Here is a 19,907-nt window from a genome sequence, read left to right as displayed (position 1 = left end):
GCGTTTGCGGGCCAATCGATAGCCCCGACAAGCGATTGATGGGCAGGGATGGCAAATCGCTGCGTACGGGCAGCATCGGCGTGATCGACACGGTGCTATCCCGACCCATAATAATCTTTGCTGGGAAAATGGCGGTCGCTACGCCACGTCCGTGAGCATGACCCGTATCTCGTTCAGCGCCCAGGTGTTCCTGGGCATGGCCATCGGCCTGATCCTCGGCTTCTGGGCGCGCTCGCTCGGCGAGACGAGCGCCCTGGCGGAGACGTTGAGGATCGTCGGCGAGACATTCGTTCAGTTGCTCAGGGCGCTGGTCGTGCCGCTGGTCTTCACAGCCATCGTCGCCTCGATCGCGGCGCTGCGCGATGTCGGCAATGCGGCACGACTGGTCGGCAGCACGCTGATCTGGTTCGCGATCACCGCGTTGATTGCGGTCAGCATCGGTCTGGCGCTCGGCGTGCTGATCCAGCCCGGCGTGCAGACCGGCGTCGATGTCGCGGCGGCGGTGCGGCCCGCGACGACGGGATCGTGGCTCGACTTCCTGCGCGGGCTGGTGCCGTCGAACATGCTGGGTCTGGCCGCATCGACCAGGATTACTGAGGGCACGGCCAGCACGACGCTGTCGTTCAACATCCTCCAGATCATCGTCGTCGCGATCGCGCTGGGCGTGGCTGCGGTGCGCATCGGTGGCGCGGGCGAGGCATTCCTGACCTTCAACGCCTCGGCATTGGCGATCTTTCGACAGATATTGCGGTGGGTCGTGCGGCTGACGCCGATCGGCACGGCTGGTCTGCTCGGCCACGCGGTCGTTCAATATGGCTGGCAGTCGTTGTCGGCACTGGGCGCCTTTGCCGGGGCCGTCTATATCGGACTGGGACTGGTCCTGCTGGTCGTCTATCCGACGCTGCTGAAGCTGAACGGCCTGTCGGTACGCGGCTTCTTCGCGGCGGCATGGCCCGCGATCCAGCTGGGTTTCGTCTCGCGATCGTCGATCGCCACGCTGCCCGTCACCGAAGCCGCCGTCGAGCGGATCGGCGTGCCGAAAAGCTATGCCGCCTTCGCCGTCCCCTTTGCTGCGACGACCAAGATGGATGGATGCGCCGCCATCTATCCGGCCATCGCCGCGCTGTTCGTGGCGCAATATTATGGCATCGCGCTCCATGCGTCGGATTTCCTGCTCATCGTCATCGTGTCGGTGATCGGTTCTGCCGCGACGGCTGGTCTGACCGGCGCTCTGGTCATGCTGACGCTGACGCTATCGACGCTTGGATTGCCGCTGGAGGGTGCAGGGTTGTTGCTGGCGATCGATCCGATCCTCGACATGGGTCGCACCGCGGTGAACGTGGCGGGACAGGCGCTGATCCCTACGATCGTCGCCAAGCGTCAGGGAATGCTCGCCGACATCGACCCGGCCGACCCCGCCCTGGCCCCCGCCGCATGAGCGCCGTTGCCAGATTGCGGACCGCCACCCGCCCCGCGCATGACGGCGTGGATAATGCCTTTGGCGGTTACGACCTGACCGATCCCGATGATTATCGCCGGTTCTTGCTGGCGCATGCCCGTGCGTTACCCGCGGCGGAAACCGTGCTGAGCCGCGACACCGACTTGCCGAACTGGCGGGAGCGTCGATCGCTGCTGCTCGCCGATCTTGCCGACCTGGATTTGCCGCCACCGCCACTGCTCGACTTCACCCTGCCGGATCGGCCGGGCGCGGCATGGGGTGCGTTGTATGTGACGGAGGGGTCGCGATTGGGTGGCGTGATGCTTGCCCGCAGCGTACCCGATACGCTGCCCAGCCGATATCTGGCGGCCCGTCATCTGTCCGGCGAGTGGCGGGAATTGCTGTCGGCGATCGATCGCCGGGGTACGGACGAGGCATGGATCGACGGTGCGCTGGCTGGTGCGGCCGCTACCTTCGATCTTTACGCCCGCGCCGCCTGACGCATCAGCCGGTCTTGGCCGCGCCGACGGGCGCGGTCAGGATGGCACGAAGGCCCGGCTGGTTGTCGGTCAGATCCATCTCGCCATCCAGTCGATCGATCATCGCGGACATCATGCGGCTGCCGAAGCCAGCATTATGCCCCGATTTGCCCCTCCCCTCATCCGCGACGATCAGGCGGAAACGGGCGCGGTGTTGTTCCAGCGTGATCGCGATCGGCCCCGCCGCGCCGTCATAGGCGTACTTCGTCGCGTTGATCACCAGTTCAGTCATGACCAGCCCGATATTGACCGCTCGATCCGTCGCCACCAGCACCGGCGCCAGATCGATCGTCATCTGCGACGCCCAGTCCTTGCCCAGCGACACCTTCATGTCCCCGGACAACTCCTCCAGATACCGCGACAGATCGACCGTTTCGATATGATCGTCGCGGTACAGCCGCCGGTGAACCTGCGCCACGGCCGCCATGCGCGCCTGCGCCTCGCGCAACTGATCCGCGACCTCACCCGGCCCGGCCGCCCGCGCCTGCAAGGACAGGAAGGCGGAGACGAGCTGCAAGCTGTTCTGAATGCGATGATCGACCTCCTTCATCAGGAGGTCCTTCTGCTGGAGGAGCGAATCCTTTTCTGCGACGGTCTGCTGCAACTGGCCGTTGAGCATTCGCAACTGCCGCGCCTGATGGGCATCGTGGAACGCCCGGCGCAGACGATGCGCGGCCTCCACCTCCTCCAATGTCCACCGGCGCGACCGTCCGCGGACGGCCTCCGTCCAGGTTTCGAACGAGGCGCGCGGCGTCAGCGTTTCACCGGCATCCAGCTGCACCGACTTGTGCGGATTGCCCGCCCATTCGATTTCCTCAACCTCCTCGACGCGGAACCAGAGCAACGTTCCACCGCCATCCGTCAGCGGCATCGCCAACAGGCCGCTGGCCTTGTCCGCATAGACCTGCGCCGCGTGCATCACGCTGCCGAGTGCGTGCGTGGAGAATGGCTCCATCCCCGCATGCGTCCGCGTCCAGGCCGCAATATCGGCGATGGCGGCCGGCGGCGGGCATGTGCCGTCGCTGATGACGGTGCGGCCCTGGATGAAGGCGAACCCGTCGCCGGCAAGCATCATCCGCAATTCCGCCTTCGCCCCCTCGATCGACTGGGCGAGGCTGACGGTATCGTTCAGATGGGGAACGACCGCATCTTCCGCCGCGCGCAGGCGCAATCGCTCGCGATAGGTCTCGGCCTCTTCCTTGGCGCGAATCTGTCGGGCGAGACCGGACGCGAGGGTCGCCGCCGCCAATCGCACGTCAGCGGGCAGCAGACGCGGCTCCGCATGATGACAGGCGACGAGGCCCCAGAGCAGACCATCCTTCACTATCGAGATCGACGCGGACGCGCCGACCCCCATGTTCCGCAGATACCGGAGATGGATCGGCGACACGCTGCGCACGGCGACATCCGACAGATCGGTATCGGCGAACGTCGCGGGTCGGATCGGCTGTGGTACGTAATCCACCGTCGGGATAGCCCGCGTGCGATTGCGGATATACAGCGCGCGTGCCTGACGGGGGATGTCGGACGCCGGGAAATGATGGTGCATGAACGTCGACAGCGCCGGATCACGATCCTCCGCCACGACGCGTCCAGCGTCGTCGTCCAGAAAGCGATACACCATCACCCGGTCGAAACCGGTCAACGCCCGAAACGCCACCGCCGCCCGTTCGCACAGGGCCTGAACGCCGGTCGCCCGTTCGAAACCGGTCGCGAACGTATCGAGCCAGTTGAGCGTCGCGCCCGCCGTCATCGGCGCCGGGGAGGCGGATTCAAGCTCGACGAGCAACCGATCACCCGCCCGGTGGATCGAAACATCGAAGGACGCCGCGCCCGCCGTCATCGGCGCACCCATCAGTGTCCCTCCGCCGATCGGCGCCGATGCCAGCAACGCCGATACGTCCTGACCGATCAGCGTCGACAGCGATGCCCCCAGCCACGCATCGCCGAACAGCGTTTCCAGATCGCCTGCCCCGGCGATCACGGCCAACGTGTTCGTATCGGCGATCAGCAACAGCCCATGCGGCTGGATCGATCCCGGAATGTGGATCGGCTCGCGATCGCAAACGGTGAGATCCAGCCCCGGATCGGTGGGAATGCTTTGCGACGCCATGCTTCGTACTTCATCCTCTTCGCAGGGCGAGACATGGACGTTTCACCGATGCAACGCAAATGCACGGCGGGTCGAATCAGGCCCCCTCGATCAATTCCTTGATGCGCCCGGCGAGCGCTTCCATCGCGAAGGGCTTCGTCATGATGTGCATACCGGCATCGAGCAATCCGTTACCGATCACCGCATTCTCGGCATAACCGGTGATGAAGAGGATTTTCAGCGTCGGTCGGCCCACACGCGCCGCGTCCGCCATCTGCCGGCCATTCATGCCGCCGGGCAGGCCGACATCGGTCACGAGCAGATCGATGCGCCGATCGGACTGCATGATCTTCAGGCCGGCGGCCCCATCGGCCGCCTCGATCGCGGCATAGCCCAGTTCCTCCAGCACCTCCATCACCAGCATCCGGACGGTGGGTTCGTCGTCCACGACCAGCACCGTCTCGCCAGCGCGCGCGCGCGGCGCATCGGCCAGATCGGGTTCCACTTCCCCCTCATCCGCCACGCCGAAGTGACGGGGCAGGTAGATACAGATCAGCGATCCATCACCGGGTTCGGAATAGATGCGGACATGTCCGCCGGACTGCCGCGCGAACCCATAGATCATCGACAGGCCGAGCCCCGTGCCGACGCCCAGCGGTTTCGTCGTGAAGAACGGGTCGAATGCCTTGGTGATCACGTCGGGGGTCATGCCGGTGCCGGTATCCGACACGCAAAGCGATACATATTGACCCGCGGTCAGATCACGATCGCGCGCCGCCCGATCGTCGAGCCAGCGGTTGCCGGTCTCGATCGTCAGACGGCCGCCGTCCGGCATAGCATCACGTGCATTGATGCAGAGGTTCAGCAGAGCGTTTTCCAGCTGATGCGGATCGACCAGGGTCGACCATAGCCCCCCTGCCCCGACGACCTCCACCTCGATGGCCGGTCCGACGGTCCGGCGAACGAGGTCTTCCATTCCGGCAACCAGACGGTTGATATCGGTCGGCTTGGGATCGAGCGTCTGGCGCCGCGAAAAGGCGAGCAGGCGGTGCGTCAGTGCGGCGGCACGCTTCGCCGCCCCCTGTGCGGCCAGCGAGTACCGCTCGACATCCGCGTACCGGCCCTGCGCGATACGGACGCCGAGCAGTTCCAAGCTGCCCGAGATGCCGGTCAGCAGGTTGTTGAAATCGTGAGCGATCCCGCCGGTCAACTGGCCGACCGCCTCCATCTTCTGGCTTTGACGCAACGCCTCCTCGGCTCGCATCAATTCGGCGGTGCGCACCGACACCTGTTCCTCCAGCGTCGCGTTCAACGCCTCCAGATCGGCCGCCGCGCAGCGGTAATCGTCGACATCGGTGTTGGAGCCGATCCAGCGGATCAATTCGCCATTGTCGCCGCGCACCGGCTCGCCGCGCGCGACGAACCATCGGTAGGTTCCGTCCGCGCGACGCATGCGGAATTCGTTCTCGTACACCGTGCCGGCGAGCCGCGCGGCTGCCCATGATTTCTCTGCATCGCTCAGATCATCGGGATGAATGACCGCGCGCCAGGCATCCAGACCAACCAGCGATCCCGTCGCAGCGCCGGTGTAGACATAAGCCTGATCGTTGAACCAGTAGAACGCACCATCGGTGCGCGCCGCCCAGATCTGGTTCGGCACGGCCTGCGTAAAAACGCGAAACTCTTCCTCGCTCTCGCGCCGCGCCTGTTCGGCCCGAACGCGTTCGGTCGCGGCCCGCACCCGGACGGCAAATTCCCTCATCAGCGCGATGTCATAATCGCCGTAAGGACGCGGATGCCGGTTGTTGACGAACACGAGCGCCACGAACTGCCCCTGTTCGAGCAGGGGCATGTTGACGAACGATGCGGCATCGATCGCCATCAGGACATCGGCGGTATCGGCCGTCCTGGGATCGACCGTGACATCGGCGATCGCCACCGTTCGTCCCGCTTTCAGATCGTCGATATACGATCCATGATCCCGGAATTGCAGCGTGCCCGAAATGCTCCGAACACCCGGTGCATTCCAGTCGCGCTCGATCGTGATGGTTTCGGCGATCCGATCGATCACGCCGTAGCCGGCCCGGCTGACGTCGAGCGTCCGCCCAAGAATCTCCGACGCGACATAAGCGATATCGCCGACGTCGCTCAAATCCGCGATCCGGTCGCTCAGTTCGAGTAACGCCGCCTGACGGATCGCGGCGTTCTTCTGGTCGCTGATATCGAAACTGACACCGGGAAACCGAAGCGGCCGCCCCTCGTCATCCATTCGGCAACGCCCCTGCGCCGCAACCCAGCGCACCGATCCATCCGGTTGCACCAGTCGATATTCCGCGGTGAAAGTATCACCGGTCTCCAGCGCGATCACGATCTTTTTCTGCGTCGCCGGCCTGTCCCCTGGATGAATACCGGCGAAGAACGAGGTCAACGGCGCGCCACGTGCGGCGACGACCGGATCGACCCCATACAGCGTGGCGAAACGGATATCCGCACGGACCAGATCGGCGGGTACGTCCCAGTCCCAGGTGCCGATGCCCCTGCCCGCCGACAGCGCATATTGCAGCCGCTCGTCACTTTCGCGGGCGTCCTGTTCACTGCGTCGACGTTCGGTAATGTCGGAAAACAGGATCGCGACCTGACGCGCTTCCGCTTCGCCCACCCGCAAGGCGTGGACATCGAACCAGCGACCCATCGCGGCCGATCCGTTTTCAAAACGTTCAGGCTGACCGGTCATCGCGACCCCGCCATAGATGTCGAACCAGTGCTGTTCGAGCATCGGCACCAGATCGCTTGCCGTACGACCGACGGGACTGAACAGCCCCGTCTGTTGTTCGAACGCACGGTTGACCGCCAGAAAGCGGTAATCGCACGGCCGCTCACCGTCGAATATCATCTGGATAATGCAGAACCCGGCATCGACCGCATCGAACAACTGGCGATAGATATCCGGTGACAAGGCGTCACCGGACGGAAGGGAGTGCTGCATCGGGCCGCTGATCCTGTGCGCTGCCACGGCTGGCGTCTGCCGCATGAAGGCAGACGCAAAGGGCGGTCGTCAGTTCCCGCGCTAGCACGCGACGATGGCGGCGATGACGCTGAGTGTCTCTTCCGGGTCACGCACGCGCACGGTGTCGAGCCCCAGTTCCTTAGCCGGGTAATCGTTACCGCCGGGGAATATGGCATCGCCGATGAACATCATCGCATCCAGCGGAATGCCGCTGGCATCGCGCAGTTTCTTCAGGCCATATGCCTTGTCGACACCTTCGCGCGTGATGTCGATCGAGGTCGCGCCGCCCATGTTGATCGACAGGCCCGGCAACCGCTGGCGCAGATCGGCCTGGATCACCTTGCGCTTGGCGAAATCGGGGTCCCAGCTTTCCTTGGCATGGAGCGGTGCCTCCTGCCCCAATGCCGAAAAGGTGATCTGGCTGCCGCGATCCTCGATCCGTTCGCCCCATGTCTGCTCGGGCACGAAGCCCGTCGCTTCCAGGGCGGCGTCGAAGGCGGTCAGGATGTTGGCCTTCGTCTCGTCATCGAACAGTTCGGCATAGACCGGCGACCAGTCGCCATCGCGGTGCGTGTAGAGCTTCGTGCCGGTGGTGGGCATCAGCCACAGCTTCGATCGATCGGCCCGGTCCGGCAGGCGGCTGGCGACCTGCTTCTGGAACTGCGGCCAGTCGCCGCCCGAAATGACGGCGACATGCGCCACGCCCAGCAGATCGGCCAGCGCCTCGCCCATGGGTTCACCCAACGGCTGCTTGCTCTCGGCCAGCGTGCCATCCAGATCGAATGCGACGAGCTGCTTCATTCCGTGTCCCTTTTCAAAATCATGTGATCGATGGCGTGCGCGACGCCATCGGCATCGTTCGCCAGCGTGACCAGATCGGCTTTCGCCTTCACCGCGTCGGGCGCGTTCCCCATGGCGATCGACAGGCCCGCGCGCACCAGCATCGCGACATCGTTCGCCTGATCGCCGATCGCGACGGTATCGTCCAGCGAGACGCCGAACGACGCCGCCAGTTCCTCGATACCGACACCCTTGTTCGCCTCGACCGCCGTGACGTCCAGATAATAGGTCTGGCTCTGCACGATGGTCGCGCGATCACCCCATTGCCTGGTGCGATCATGGAGGCCGCCGAGCAGGGCCGGATCGTCGCTGACGAAGGTGATCTTGTCGGCCCGGTCCAACAGCGCGTCGAAATCGTCGGTCACGATCGGCTGCTGGTCCGAGGCGACGCGCTCATGTTGGACATGCACACCCTGGTCGGTGGAGGCATACCAGCGATCGTCGGCGAAGACCCAGCGATCCACCGCGGCATCGCCGACCATCGCCCAGATATCACGCGCCAGTTGCGGATCGATCCGGTGATGCTCCAGCACCTCCCCCGATCGTCGAAAAACGATGCCGCCATTGAACGCACCGATCGGCTCGTCCAGTTCCAGCGCGTCTGCGATCGGCATCACGCCCGATCGCGGCCGTGCGGAGATAATCGTGAAGCCGATATCCGCCGCCCGCAACCGGGCGACGGCGGCGATCGTGCCGGATGTCAGCTGCTTGTCCTTGTCGACCAGCGTACCGTCGACATCGGACACCACCAGGCGTGGCGTCACTGCGGGATTTCCACATGCCCGCCAAAGCCATAGCGCATCGCCGACAGCACCTTGTCACCATAGGTATGGTCGATACGGCTGCGGTAACGGGCGAACAGCGAGGCGGTGAGCACGTTGGCCGGCACCTTTTGCTCCATCGCCGCGTCGATCGTCCACTGACCCTCGCCCGAATCGGCGACGCTGCCGGAGAACTGTTCCAGCATCTCGTCCTTGGCCAGCGCGATCGCCGTCAGGTCGAGCAGCCATGACGAGATCACGCTACCACGCCGCCAGACCTCGGCGATGTCGGTCAGGTTCAGGTCGAAGCGCTGGTCCTCGGCGATCTTGTCGGTGTTCTTCGACTTCAGGATGTCGAAGCCCTCGGCATAGGCCTGCATCAGGCCATATTCGATGCCGTTGTGGATCATCTTCACGAAGTGGCCCGAGCCGGCCGGGCCGGCATGGATGTATCCACGCTCGGCTCGCGGATCGACCTTGTCCGCAACCCGGCCGGGGGTTTTGACGATATCACCCGTACCCGGCGCGAGCGTGTCGAAGATCGGATCGAGCAGATCGACCGTTTCCTTATCGCCGCCGATCATCATGCAGTATCCGCGCTCGCGCCCCCACACGCCGCCAGAGGTGCCGACGTCGACATAGTGAAGACCCTTCTCCGCCAGCGCCTTCGCGCGGCGGATATCGTCCTTGTAGAAGCTGTTGCCGCCATCGATGACGATATCGCCGGCCTGCGCATCGGCGGCGATCGTCTCGATCGTGGTTTCGGTGATCTCGCCGGCGGGCAGCATCACCCACCAGATCGCCGGACTGTCCAGCTTGCTGCGCAGATCGTCCAATGACGTGGCGGGTTCGGCGCCGTCATCGGCCAGCGCCTTCACCGCATCGGCATTGCGGTCGAAGGCCACGATCTGGTGACCACCGGCCATCAGGCGTCGGGCCATGTTGCCGCCCATTCGGCCGAGGCCGATCATTCCGATCTTCATGCTGTTTTCCTGGTATCGGGGGAGCGGATCAGGCGGTTGCCGGCTGCTTCTTCGCGATCGAACCAAGCAGGTCGTCGAACGCCTTCGCGAACGAAGCCACGCCCTCCGAAACCAGCGTGTCGGTCACGCCGTTCAGGTTCAAACCCAGACGTTCCGCTTCGGCCAAGACATGCCGGGCCTCGTCTACCTTGTCCGTCAGCGTGGTCGCGACGGTGCCGTGATCGCGGAACGCATCCATCGTCTTCGGCGGCATCGTGTTGACCGTGTCGGGACCGATCAGCGTGTCGATATACAGCGTATCGGGATAGGCAGGGTCCTTCACGCCCGTCGATGCCCAGAGCAGCCGCTGCGGTTGCGCACCCTTGGCGGCCAATGCCTGCCAACGATCCGATGCGACGAACTCCTCGTACCAGGCATAGGCCAACTTGGCATTGGCGATCGCTACCTTGCCGCGCACCGCCTTCAACGCTTCGGCCTCCGCATCGCCATCCTCGACGCGCTGATCGATCTGGTTGTCGATCATCGTATCGATCCGGCTGACGAAGAAGCTGGCCACCGATGCGATCCGGTCGATCGGCTGTCCCTGCCGAACGCGCTCTTCCAGCCCCATCGTATAGGCTTCGGCAACCTTCTTGTATGCGTCGAGCGCGAACAACAGCGTCACGTTGACGTTGATCCCCGCCGCGATCGTCGCCGCGATGGCCGGGCCGCCGGCGGGGGTGCCGGGGATCTTGATCATCAGATTTGGCCGATCGACCGCGTCCCACAATTTACGGGCCTCGGCGATGGTGGCATCGGTGTCGTCGGCGATATACGGCGACACCTCCAGGCTGACATAGCCGTCCTTCGCGTCCAGCCTGTCATAGACGGGCTTCAGCGTTTCCGCCGCCGCCTTGATATCCTCGATCGCCAGATGCTCGTAGCGATCGATCGTCGCGGCCTCGGGATGCTCCTTGTCATAGGCGGCCAGCGTGCCGTCATAGGCCTCGTCATGACCCATCGCCTTTTCGAAAATCGACGGGTTGGAAGTCACGCCGGTCAGGCCATCCTCCTCCACCAGCGTCTTCAGACCGCCGGCTTCGAGGAACTTGCGATCCACGAAGTCGAGCCACACCGCCGTACCGGCGGCGGAAAGATCGGAGAGCTTGCTCATGACAGTCATTCCTTGTCGGTGGAGGCGGCCTCGGCAATCAACGCCCGCGCCTTGTCTGCAATCTGATCGACGGTGAAGCCGAACTTGTCCGCCAGCTTCGCCAGCGGCGCGGACGCGCCGAAGGTCGACATGGTGACCGTGTCGCCATGGCTGCCGACATACCGATCCCAGCCGAGCGATCCGGCCATCTCGACCGCCAGCCGCGCCTTGGTTGCAGGCGGCAAGACCGAATCCTTGTACCCCTTTTCCTGCAATTCGAACCGGAACCAGCTCGGCAGCGAGACGACGCGGGCGCGGACGCCGTCGGCGGTCAGCTTTTCATAAGCATCCACCACCAGCGACAATTCACTGCCTGTGCCGATCAGGATGACCTCGGGGTCGCCCTCACAATCTGCCAGTACGTAACCACCCTTCATCACGCCTTCGGCCGACGCGTATTTTTCGCGATCGAGGGTCGGCAGCGCCTGACGCGAGAAGATCAGCGCGGTCGGGCGATCGGCCTTTTCCAGCGCAGCCCGCCATGCCCATGCGACCTCGTTGGCATCGCCCGGCCGGATCGTATCGAGACCTGGGATCGCGCGCAGCGTCGCCATGTGCTCGATGGGCTGGTGGGTCGGACCGTCTTCGCCGACACCGATCGAGTCATGGGTGAACACCCAGATGTCGCCCAGTTCCATGATCGCCGACAGCCGGATCGGCGCGCGCATATAGTCCGCGAACACCAGGAAGGTGGAGCCGTAGGAACGCAGATGCGACAGCGCCATGCCGTTCACGACCGCGCCCATGCCATGCTCACGCACGCCGAAGTGGAAATTGCGGCCGCCATAATTATTCGCCTCGAACGACGGCTGCCCCTTGATATCGGTCTTCGTGGAGGGCGCAAGATCGGCGGAACCGCCGATCAGCCACGGCACCTTCCCCGCAATCGCGTTCAGCACCTTGCCGCCGGAATCGCGGCTTGCCAGCCCCTTGGCATCGGCCGGGAAGAAGGGGATGTCGGCATCCCATCCCTCGGGCAGGCTGTCCTTCAGCAACAGGTCGAGCTCGGCACCCAGATCGGGATGTGCCTGACGATAACGATCGGTCATCGCGACCCATTCGTCGCGCAGCGGCTTCGACCGGACTTCCAGCGCCTGACGAAGCGCCTCGGCGACACCATCGGGGACGTAGAAGCTCTTGTCCTCGGGCCAGCCATAGGCCTTCTTCGTCAGGCGGACATTCTCTTCGCCCAGCGGTTCGCCATGCGCCTTTTCGCTGCCGGCCTTGGGGCTGCCCCAGCCGATCACTGAATGGACGACGATGAAGGTCGGGCGATCGGTCGTCGCCTTGAACTGCTCGATCGCCTTGGCCAACGCATTGGTGTCGTTGGCGTCGTCGACATGAATGACGTTCCAGCCATATGCCTTGAAGCGCAGGCCGACATCCTCGTCGAACGCCAGATCGGTGCCGCCCTCGATCGAGATATGATTGCTGTCGTAGATCCAGCAAAGGTTCGACAGCTTCAGATGGCCGGCAATGCTCGCCGCCTCGGATGTGACGCCCTCCATCATGTCGCCATCGCCGCACAGCGAATAGACGTCGTGATCGAAGATCGGAAAGCCGTCCTTGTTGTACCGCGCCGCCAGCCAGCGCTCGGCGATCGCCATGCCGACCGAGTTACCGCAACCCTGCCCCAGCGGACCGGTCGTCGTCTCAACGCCCGTCGTATGGCGGTATTCGGGGTGACCGGGCGTCTTCGACGACAACTGCCGGAACTGCTCGATATCGTGAAGGCTGACCGCCTCGTTGCCCGTCTTGTTCCCCTCGGCGTCGATCTCCTCGATGCCGGCGAGATGGATCAGGCTGTACAGCAACATGCTGGCATGGCCCACCGACAGCACGAAGCGATCGCGGTTCGGCCAGTCGGCATGGGCCGGATCGTACCGCAGGAATTTCGCCCACAGCGTATAGCCGACCGGCGCCAGCGCCATCGGCGTGCCGGGATGGCCGGAATTCGCCTTTTGCACGGCATCCATCGACAGCGTGCGAATCGTGTCGATCGCCAGTCGTTCTGGACTGCCGTCCTCATGAAGATGGGCATCCACGGGTGTGGCAGTCAGGGTATCGGACATGGAGAGGGCCTCGTTATGGTCGTTGACCGAACGCGCGTACCTTCGGTCGGTTGCGAGATGGGGACGCCCCTAACGGCTTGCCAGTCGCCGTTCCAGCCGCGTAACGATTCCGAGTGCGGAAATATAGGCCGCGTCGATCTCCGACAGGAACAGTCCATGGCCGACGACGCCGGGCACCGTGGAAAGCCAGCCAGCCAGCCGATCCCAGTCGTCCGTATGCGCGCCCATGCAGTCCAGCACGATATTGCCGTTATCGGTCAGCGTCTTGCCGCCATCACGAAGATGGACAGCGCAGAACATCGATCGCAGGGCCGCCGATACATAGGCCGTGGCGAACGGGACGACCTCGACGGGCAGTCTAGCACCGCCGATCGCCGCGACCTTCTTGGAACCATCGGCGATCACCACCATCCGGTCGCTGGCCGCCGCCACGATCTTTTCGCGGAGCATCGCCCCACCGGCTCCCTTGATGGCACGAAAACCGTCGTCGATCTCGTCGACGCCATCGATCGTCAGGTCGACCCGATCGACACGGGCGAAATCCACGACCTTGATCCCGACCTGCCGGGCCAGTCGCGCGCTGGCCTCCGACGTCGCGACCGCATCGATGGCCATGCCGGCGCGACCGATCGCTTGGATCGCGTGGGCAGCCGTGGACCCGGTGCCGAGACCGATCAGCATCCCTTCCCCGACCTCCGCAACGGCCGCTTCCGCCGCCAGTCGCTTATCGTCGTCGGGCGATCGCATGTCGTCATTCATGAATGCCACAACCCGCGCGCCCTTGATCCGTGTCCCGTGACCAGTCAAAAATGACCCTGTGACGGCAACCAATTGCCCGCTCGAACATTTGACGCCCGTTCCGGGCGGAAATCCGGCAGCCAGACAGGTACGATTATCTTGCAATCACTGGAAGTGCGGCACGGTGCCGCGTGCATCGCGATCGGCCTCGCCCTGGCGCTTGCTGCCTGCGGTGGAGGCGAATCCGCGCAAAAGGGTCAGGGCAAGGGTGGCAGCCAGCCGGGACAGGGAACGCCGCAAGTCGGGTTCGTCGTCGTCCAGCCGACCGAGGCCGCCCTGGTTACCGAACTGGCAGGCCGCACCACCGCCTTCGAAAGCTCGGATGTCCGGCCGCAGGTGACGGGCCTGATCCGCCGCCGCTTCTTCACCGAGGGCGCGTTGGTCCGTCAGGGACAGCCGCTCTACGAGATCGACCCGCGCCTGTATCGCGCCGCCGCCAACGAGGCGAGCGCCAACCTGGCCAGCGCGCAGGCCAATCGCGAGGCAACCCGCATCCTCGCCGAACGATATCGCCCGCTGGCGGAAATCGAGGCGATCTCCAAGCAGGATTACACCAACGCCGTCGCGCAGGCGCGGCAGGCAAGCGCGTCGGTCGCGCAGACGCGGGCAGCGCTGGAAACGGCGCGGATCAATCTGCGCTTTACGACCGTGCCGGCGCCGATTTCCGGGCGGATCGGTCGGTCGCTATTCACGGTGGGCGCGCTGGTGTCGGCGACGCAGACCGATCCGCTGGCACAGATTCAGCGGCTGGACCCGATGTTCGTCGATATTCAGCAATCCGCCGATGCCCTGCTGTCGCTCCGTCGCAGTCTCGCCTCGCAAGGGATCGTATCGACCGCCGCGCGAGTCCGTCTGACCCTGCCCGACGGCAGCGATTATGGACAGACCGGGACGATCGAGTTTTCCGAGGCACTGGTCGATCCGACCACCGGCACAACGACGCTCCGCGCCCGTTTCCCGAATGCGCAGGGCATCCTGCTCCCCGGTATGTTCGTCCGCGCCCGGTTCGCGCAGGCGATCAACCAGCGCGCGTTCCTCGTTCCCCAACAGGGCGTCAGTCGCGATCCACAGGGCAACGCGACCGTCATTCTGGTCGGCCCGGACAACAAGGCCGTCCAGAAGAAAGTGACGGCGGAACGCACGCAGGGCGAATACTGGGTCGTCACGCAGGGCCTGAACCCCGGCGACCGGATCATCGTGCAGGGCCTGAGCAAGCTGCGCCCCGGCCAATCCGTGAAACCGGTGCCGGCGAACACGCCGCAGCGCGTGCAGGCGCCGCAACAGGGCAAGGACGGCGACGGCCAGACCGGCCAATCAAAGCAGAAGGCCGGCTGACGCCCTCATGATAAGCCGCATCTTCATCGATCGCCCGATTTTCGCGTGGGTGATCGCGATCATCATCATGCTCGCCGGCGTCGGCGGCATCATGGGCCTGCCGATCGCGCAATATCCCGATGTCGCGCCGCCGCAGGTGACCATCCGGGCAACCTATCCGGGCGCCAATGCCCAGACGCTGCAGAACTCCGTGACGCAGGTCGTCGAACAGACGCTGACCGGCATCGACGGCCTGTTGTATTTCCAGTCGACGTCTTCCTCGCATGGTCAGGTGACGATCACCTGCACCTTCGACAAGGGCACCGATCCCGACATCGCACAGGTTCAGGTCCAGAACCAGGTCCAGCAATCGCTCAGTCGACTGCCCAGTCAGGTACAGCAACAGGGCCTGATCGTCCGCAAGTCCAATCCGGACTTCCTGTTGATCGCCGCCGTGTATGACACGACCGATCGCACGACCAATCGCGACGTGTCCGACTATCTGACATCGACGTTGCAGGACCCGCTGGGCCGCACGCCCGGCGTCGGCGATACCAACGTGTTCGGATCGCAATATGCGATGCGCATCTGGCTCGATCCGAACAAGCTCAACAGTTTCCAGTTGATGCCGTCGGACGTCATCACCGCCATCCAGAACCAGAATACCGAGGTTGCCGCCGGTGAGATCGGCGGCCAGCCATCGCCCGACAAGCAATATCTGAACGCCGTCGTGACGGCGCAGTCGCGGCTCCAGACGCCCGAGCAATTCCGCAACATCATCCTGAAGACGCTGAACAACGGCGCCGCCGTTCGCGTCTCCGATATCGGCTGGGTCGAACTCGGTGCCGAAAATTACTCCGCTCGCAGTCGGATCAACCAGCACCCGGGTGCCGGTATCGCAGTGCTGCTCGCCCCCGGCGCCGACGCGCTGAAGACGGCGGAACTGGTCAAGGCGCAGGTCGAGCAAGCGTCGAAGAGCTTCCCGCCGGGCTACGAATACACCTTCGTCAACGACTCGACCGAATTCATCAAACTGTCGATCGAGGAGGTGGTGAAGACCCTGATCGAGGCGGTGATCCTTGTCGTCATCGTCATGTTCGTGTTCCTCCAGAGCTGGCGTGCGACCCTGATCCCGACGATCGCGGTGCCGGTCGTGCTGCTGGGGACGTTCGCGGTCTTCTATCTCGCGGGCTTCTCGATCAACACGTTGACGTTGTTCGGCCTTGTGCTGGCGATCGGCTTGCTCGTCGACGACGCCATCGTGGTGGTCGAGAATGTCGAGCGGTTGATGGAGGAAGACCCGAACCTGACGCCGCGTGAGGCGACGATCCGGTCGATGGACGAGATCACCGTGGCGCTGGTCGCGATCGCGCTGGTGCTGTCGGCGGTGTTCCTGCCGATGGCGTTCTTCGGTGGGTCGACCGGCGTGATCTATCGCCAGTTCTCGCTGACGATCGTGTCGGCGATGATCCTGTCGGTAGTCGTGGCGCTGGTGCTCTCGCCGGCTCTTACCACCACCCTGCTGAAACAGAAGAAGCAGGACGAAAACGGCGATCCGGTGGAGGATGGCTGGCTGGGCCGCCGCTTCCCCAAGGTTGCGCATTTCTTCGCCCGCGCCCGCGACAATTTCAACAATTGGTTCGATCGCACGTCGGACCGATATGTCGATACGGTCAAAAAGATCGTCGCGGCGAAGTGGTTGTGGCTGGGTATCTATGGCGTCACCGTCGTCGTGCTGGCGCTGTTGTTCATGCGCCTGCCCACCGGCTTCCTGCCCACCGAGGATCAGGGCATCGCCATCGTCCAGTTCCAGTTGCCGCCGGGCGCGACACAGAACAGGACGTTCGAGGTCCAGAAGGAAGTCGAGAAATATTTCGTCGGCAACGAAGGCGCCAATGTCGCGACCATGTTCACGGTCAGCGGCGTCGGCGGCGGTGGCGCGCCGGGCGGCCAGAACACCGGCATCGGCTTTGCGGCGCTGAAGGATTGGTCGCTGCGGGAAGGCGCCGATAATTCGGCCGATGCGATCACCGGCCGTGCCTCCGGCGCGTTCGCCAATCTGCGCGATGCACAGGTCTATGCGCTGGTGCCGCCCGCCGTTCGTGGTCTGGGCCAGTCGAACGGCTTCACGATCGAGTTCCAGAACACGTCGGGGATGAGCCAGGAGAAGTTCGCCGCCGCTCGCGACAAGCTGCTCGCGGCAGCCGCCGCCGAACCGACGCTGGCCGGCGTGCGACTGACCGAATTGCCCGACGTGCCGACCGTGAAGGTCGATGTCGATCCACAGAAGCTGGCCTCGCTCGGCCTGACGCAATCGACCGTCAATTCGACGCTGTCGACCGCCTGGGGTGGCCAGTACGTCAACGACTTCCTCGATCGCGGTCGCGTGAAGCGCGTTTACGTTCAGGGTGACGCGCCCTATCGGTCGACCCCGTCCGATCTCAGCCAATGGTTCGTCCGTGGGTCCAGTGGCCAGATGGCGCCGTTCTCGTCGTTCGCGACGACCAGTTGGCAGCAGGCACCTGTGTCGTTGTCGCGGTTCAATGGCATTCCGTCCTTCGAATTCCAGGGTTCGTCGGCCCCCGGCACCAGCTCGGGTCAGGCGCTGGAGACGATGCGGCGGCTGGCCGGCGATATCCCCGGCACGTCGGTCGAGCTGGCAGGATTGTCCTATCAGGAAGACGTATCGTCGGGGCAGGCGCCGATCCTGTACGGGCTGTCGATCCTCGTCGTGTTCCTGTGTCTTGCCGCGCTGTATGAAAGCTGGTCGATCCCGTTCGCCGTGCTGCTCATCATTCCGCTGGGGCTGATCGGCGCCATCGCGTTCGTGACGCTGCGCAACCTGACGAACGACGTCTATCTCCAGATCGGTCTGCTGACGACGATGGGACTGGCGGCCAAGAACGCCATTTTGATGATCGAGTTCGCCGAACAGGCCGAACGGCAGGGCAAACGCGTGCTGGATGCGGCGCTGGAAGCGGCGAAGATCCGTCTGCGACCGATCCTGATGACGTCGTTCGCCTTCATCTTCGGCGTGCTGCCATTGGCGATTTCGACGGGGGCCGGCGCGAACAGCCGTATCGCGATCGGCACGGCCGTGATCGGCGGCATGTTGTCCGCGACGTTCCTCGCGATCTTCTACATCCCGCTGTTCTTCGTCCTCGTCCGTCGCGGCGTGCGCGATGGCATGGCCAAGTTGCGTGGCAAGCCCACCGGCTTTCAGAGCGATGGTCACAACGATAGTGAGGCATATGGCCCGCCCGAACCGCAAGGCCCTCATCGGCCGGAGACGGCATGATGCGTAAGACGTTTCCCCTGCTGCTGGCGGCGACGGTGATGGCCGGCTGTTCGCTCGCCCCGAAATATGTTCGGCCGGAATTACCGGTGCCGACATCGTGGCCGATCGGCGACGCCTATCTCCGCCAGTCGGAAGCGACGCTGCCTGCCATCACCTACCCGGCGGTCTTCACCGATCGCCGACTCCAATCGCTGATCGAACAGGCGCTGGTGAACAACCGCGACCTGCGCGTGGCCGCCGCCAATATTCAGGCGGCGCGCGCCCAGTATCGCATCCAGCGCGCCGATCTGTTTCCGCAGGTCGATGCGACGGGGCGCTATACCTATTCCGGCGGCGGTCGGGGCGCGTCCAGCGTGGCCGGTGGCGGAACGGGAACTGGTACAGGGACCGGAACGGGAACCGGCAACACGGGAACGGGCACCGGCACGGGCGGCACCGTCGTTACCACATCGTCGTCGAACAGCGCGTGGTCGGTCGGTCTGGGCGTCACCTCATTCGAACTCGACCTGTTTGGCCGTATCCGCAATCTGAGCCGCGCGGCGCTCGACCGGTATTTCAGCACCGAGGCAGCCGCCCGTGCGACCCGGCTGACGCTGGTAGGCGATATCGCCGATGCATGGCTGACCTATGCCGCCGACCAGAGCCTGCTCCGCATTGCGCAGGACACCGCCTCGTCGGCGCAACGATCGGTGGTGCTGACCCGCGCCCGTCTGCGCGGTGGCATTTCGGCGCGAACCGACGTGGCGCAGGCCGAACAGATCCTCGCGACCGCGGAATCCGATCTGGCGCAGCAGCGGACGCTGGTCGCGCAGGATGCGAACGCGATGCAGCTATTGGTCGGTGCGCCGATCGATCCGGCGTTGCTGCCGGCCACGATCGATGCCGCCTCCGCCACGGTTGCCGCCCTGCCCGCCGGGCTCGACTCGGGCATATTGCTGCGCCGCCCCGACGTGGTGCAGGCGGAGTATGAACTGCGGGCCACCAATGCGGAGATCGGCGCCGCCCGTGCCGCGCTGTTCCCCCGTATCTCGCTCACCGGCCTGATCGGGTTCGCCTCAACCGCGCTGTCGTCGTTGTTCACGAACGACGCGTTCAATTATTCGGCCGCCCCCAGCGTCAGCTATCCGATCTTTCAGGCCGGCGCGGCGCGGGCCAATGTGCGGTACACGCAGGCACAACGCGATGCGGCGCTGGCTACGTACGAAAAGGCGATACAGACCGCTTTTCAGGAGACGGCCGATGCGCTGGCCCGCCAAGGGACCATCGCCGATCAGTTGGTCGCCAATCGCCGGCTCGTCGCCTCGACCGCCGATACGCTGCAATTGACGGACGCGTCCTATCGAGGGGGCGTGACGCAATTCCTGAACACGCTCGATGCGCAGCGTTCGCTATATTCGGCCCAGCGGACGCTGGTGGCGACGCAACTGACGGCCGCGTCCAACCGGGTCACCTTGTACCGTGTACTGGGTGGCGACTCATCGCTGGAGGCGATGGCTGATGGCCCTCGGCCCGTTTCGCCCTCAGCTACGTCGGCCGCGGCATCGACACCCTGATCGATCTCGATGCCGCGATC

The 19,907-nt window shown here is 64.5% G+C and carries 13 protein-coding genes; 5 read left to right on the top strand and 8 right to left on the bottom strand.

Annotation, left to right across the window (positions count from 1 at the left end; genetic code table 11):
- Positions 1 to 157: 157 nt before the first annotated feature.
- Positions 158 to 1,438 carry a dicarboxylate/amino acid:cation symporter gene (locus JAO74_RS02265; RefSeq protein WP_199035154.1) on the top strand — a complete coding sequence of 427 codons (1,281 nt, stop codon included), beginning with the start codon at positions 158 to 160 and terminating at the stop codon, positions 1,436 to 1,438.
- On the top strand, positions 1,435 to 1,938 hold the full coding sequence (locus JAO74_RS02260) for a biliverdin-producing heme oxygenase (protein WP_199034601.1): 504 nt from the start codon (positions 1,435 to 1,437) through the stop codon (positions 1,936 to 1,938). The genes JAO74_RS02265 and JAO74_RS02260 overlap by 4 nt, the downstream gene beginning before the upstream one ends.
- A 4-nt stretch (positions 1,939 to 1,942) precedes the next feature.
- Here the strand turns inward: JAO74_RS02260 and JAO74_RS02255 are convergent, their stop codons facing one another.
- The 8 genes from JAO74_RS02255 to rpiA form a co-directional block, all read right to left on the bottom strand.
- Positions 1,943 to 4,090, bottom strand: a complete 2,148-nt coding sequence (locus tag JAO74_RS02255; protein WP_199034599.1) for a histidine kinase dimerization/phosphoacceptor domain -containing protein — start codon at positions 4,088 to 4,090, stop codon at positions 1,943 to 1,945.
- A gap of 76 nt (positions 4,091 to 4,166) precedes the next feature.
- Entirely contained in the window at positions 4,167 to 7,055 is a 2,889-nt protein-coding gene (locus JAO74_RS02250) for a PAS domain-containing protein (protein ID WP_199034589.1), read from the bottom strand.
- Positions 7,056 to 7,136: 81 nt separating this feature from the next.
- Positions 7,137 to 7,877 (bottom strand): HAD-IIB family hydrolase, encoded by a 741-nt coding sequence (locus JAO74_RS02245; protein WP_199034585.1) that lies wholly within the window; start codon positions 7,875 to 7,877, stop codon positions 7,137 to 7,139.
- Positions 7,874 to 8,680, bottom strand: coding sequence for a Cof-type HAD-IIB family hydrolase (locus tag JAO74_RS02240; protein ID WP_199034584.1), 807 nt, complete (start codon positions 8,678 to 8,680; stop codon positions 7,874 to 7,876). Before JAO74_RS02240 ends, JAO74_RS02245 begins: the two co-directional genes overlap by 4 nt.
- A complete protein-coding gene (gnd, locus tag JAO74_RS02235; RefSeq protein ID WP_199034583.1) occupies positions 8,677 to 9,660 on the bottom strand; it encodes a phosphogluconate dehydrogenase (NAD(+)-dependent, decarboxylating) in 984 nt (327 codons plus the stop codon). The genes JAO74_RS02240 and gnd overlap by 4 nt, the downstream gene beginning before the upstream one ends.
- 28 nt (positions 9,661 to 9,688) lie before the next feature.
- On the bottom strand, positions 9,689 to 10,813 hold the full coding sequence (gene tal / locus JAO74_RS02230; RefSeq protein WP_199034582.1) for a transaldolase: 1,125 nt from the start codon (positions 10,811 to 10,813) through the stop codon (positions 9,689 to 9,691).
- A 5-nt stretch (positions 10,814 to 10,818) separates the two neighbouring features.
- Positions 10,819 to 12,924, bottom strand: coding sequence for a transketolase (tkt, locus tag JAO74_RS02225; protein WP_199034581.1), 2,106 nt, complete (start codon positions 12,922 to 12,924; stop codon positions 10,819 to 10,821).
- Between the two features lie 69 nt (positions 12,925 to 12,993).
- Complete coding sequence (rpiA, locus tag JAO74_RS02220; RefSeq protein WP_416194267.1) at positions 12,994 to 13,683, bottom strand: ribose-5-phosphate isomerase RpiA; 690 nt, start codon at positions 13,681 to 13,683, stop codon at positions 12,994 to 12,996.
- 138 nt (positions 13,684 to 13,821) lie between these two features.
- Here rpiA and JAO74_RS02215 point away from each other — a divergent pair, with 138 nt between their 5' ends.
- The 3 genes from JAO74_RS02215 to JAO74_RS02205 are packed head-to-tail and all read left to right on the top strand — an operon-like array spanning position 13,822 to position 19,887.
- Entirely contained in the window at positions 13,822 to 15,057 is a 1,236-nt protein-coding gene (locus tag JAO74_RS02215) for an efflux RND transporter periplasmic adaptor subunit (RefSeq protein ID WP_233150555.1), read from the top strand.
- 7 nt (positions 15,058 to 15,064) lie between these two features.
- Positions 15,065 to 18,334 (top strand): multidrug efflux RND transporter permease subunit, encoded by a 3,270-nt coding sequence (locus JAO74_RS02210; protein WP_199034579.1) that lies wholly within the window; start codon positions 15,065 to 15,067, stop codon positions 18,332 to 18,334.
- Positions 18,331 to 19,887, top strand: coding sequence for an efflux transporter outer membrane subunit (locus JAO74_RS02205; protein WP_199034578.1), 1,557 nt, complete (start codon positions 18,331 to 18,333; stop codon positions 19,885 to 19,887). Before JAO74_RS02210 ends, JAO74_RS02205 begins: the two co-directional genes overlap by 4 nt.
- Positions 19,888 to 19,907 lie beyond the last annotated feature (20 nt).

It is taken from the genome of Sphingomonas mollis (assembly GCF_016427505.1).
GTDB lineage: Bacteria > Pseudomonadota > Alphaproteobacteria > Sphingomonadales > Sphingomonadaceae > Sphingomonas > Sphingomonas mollis.
Note: the sequence above shows the minus strand (reverse complement) of the source record. Positions and strands in the feature narration are given on the sequence as shown.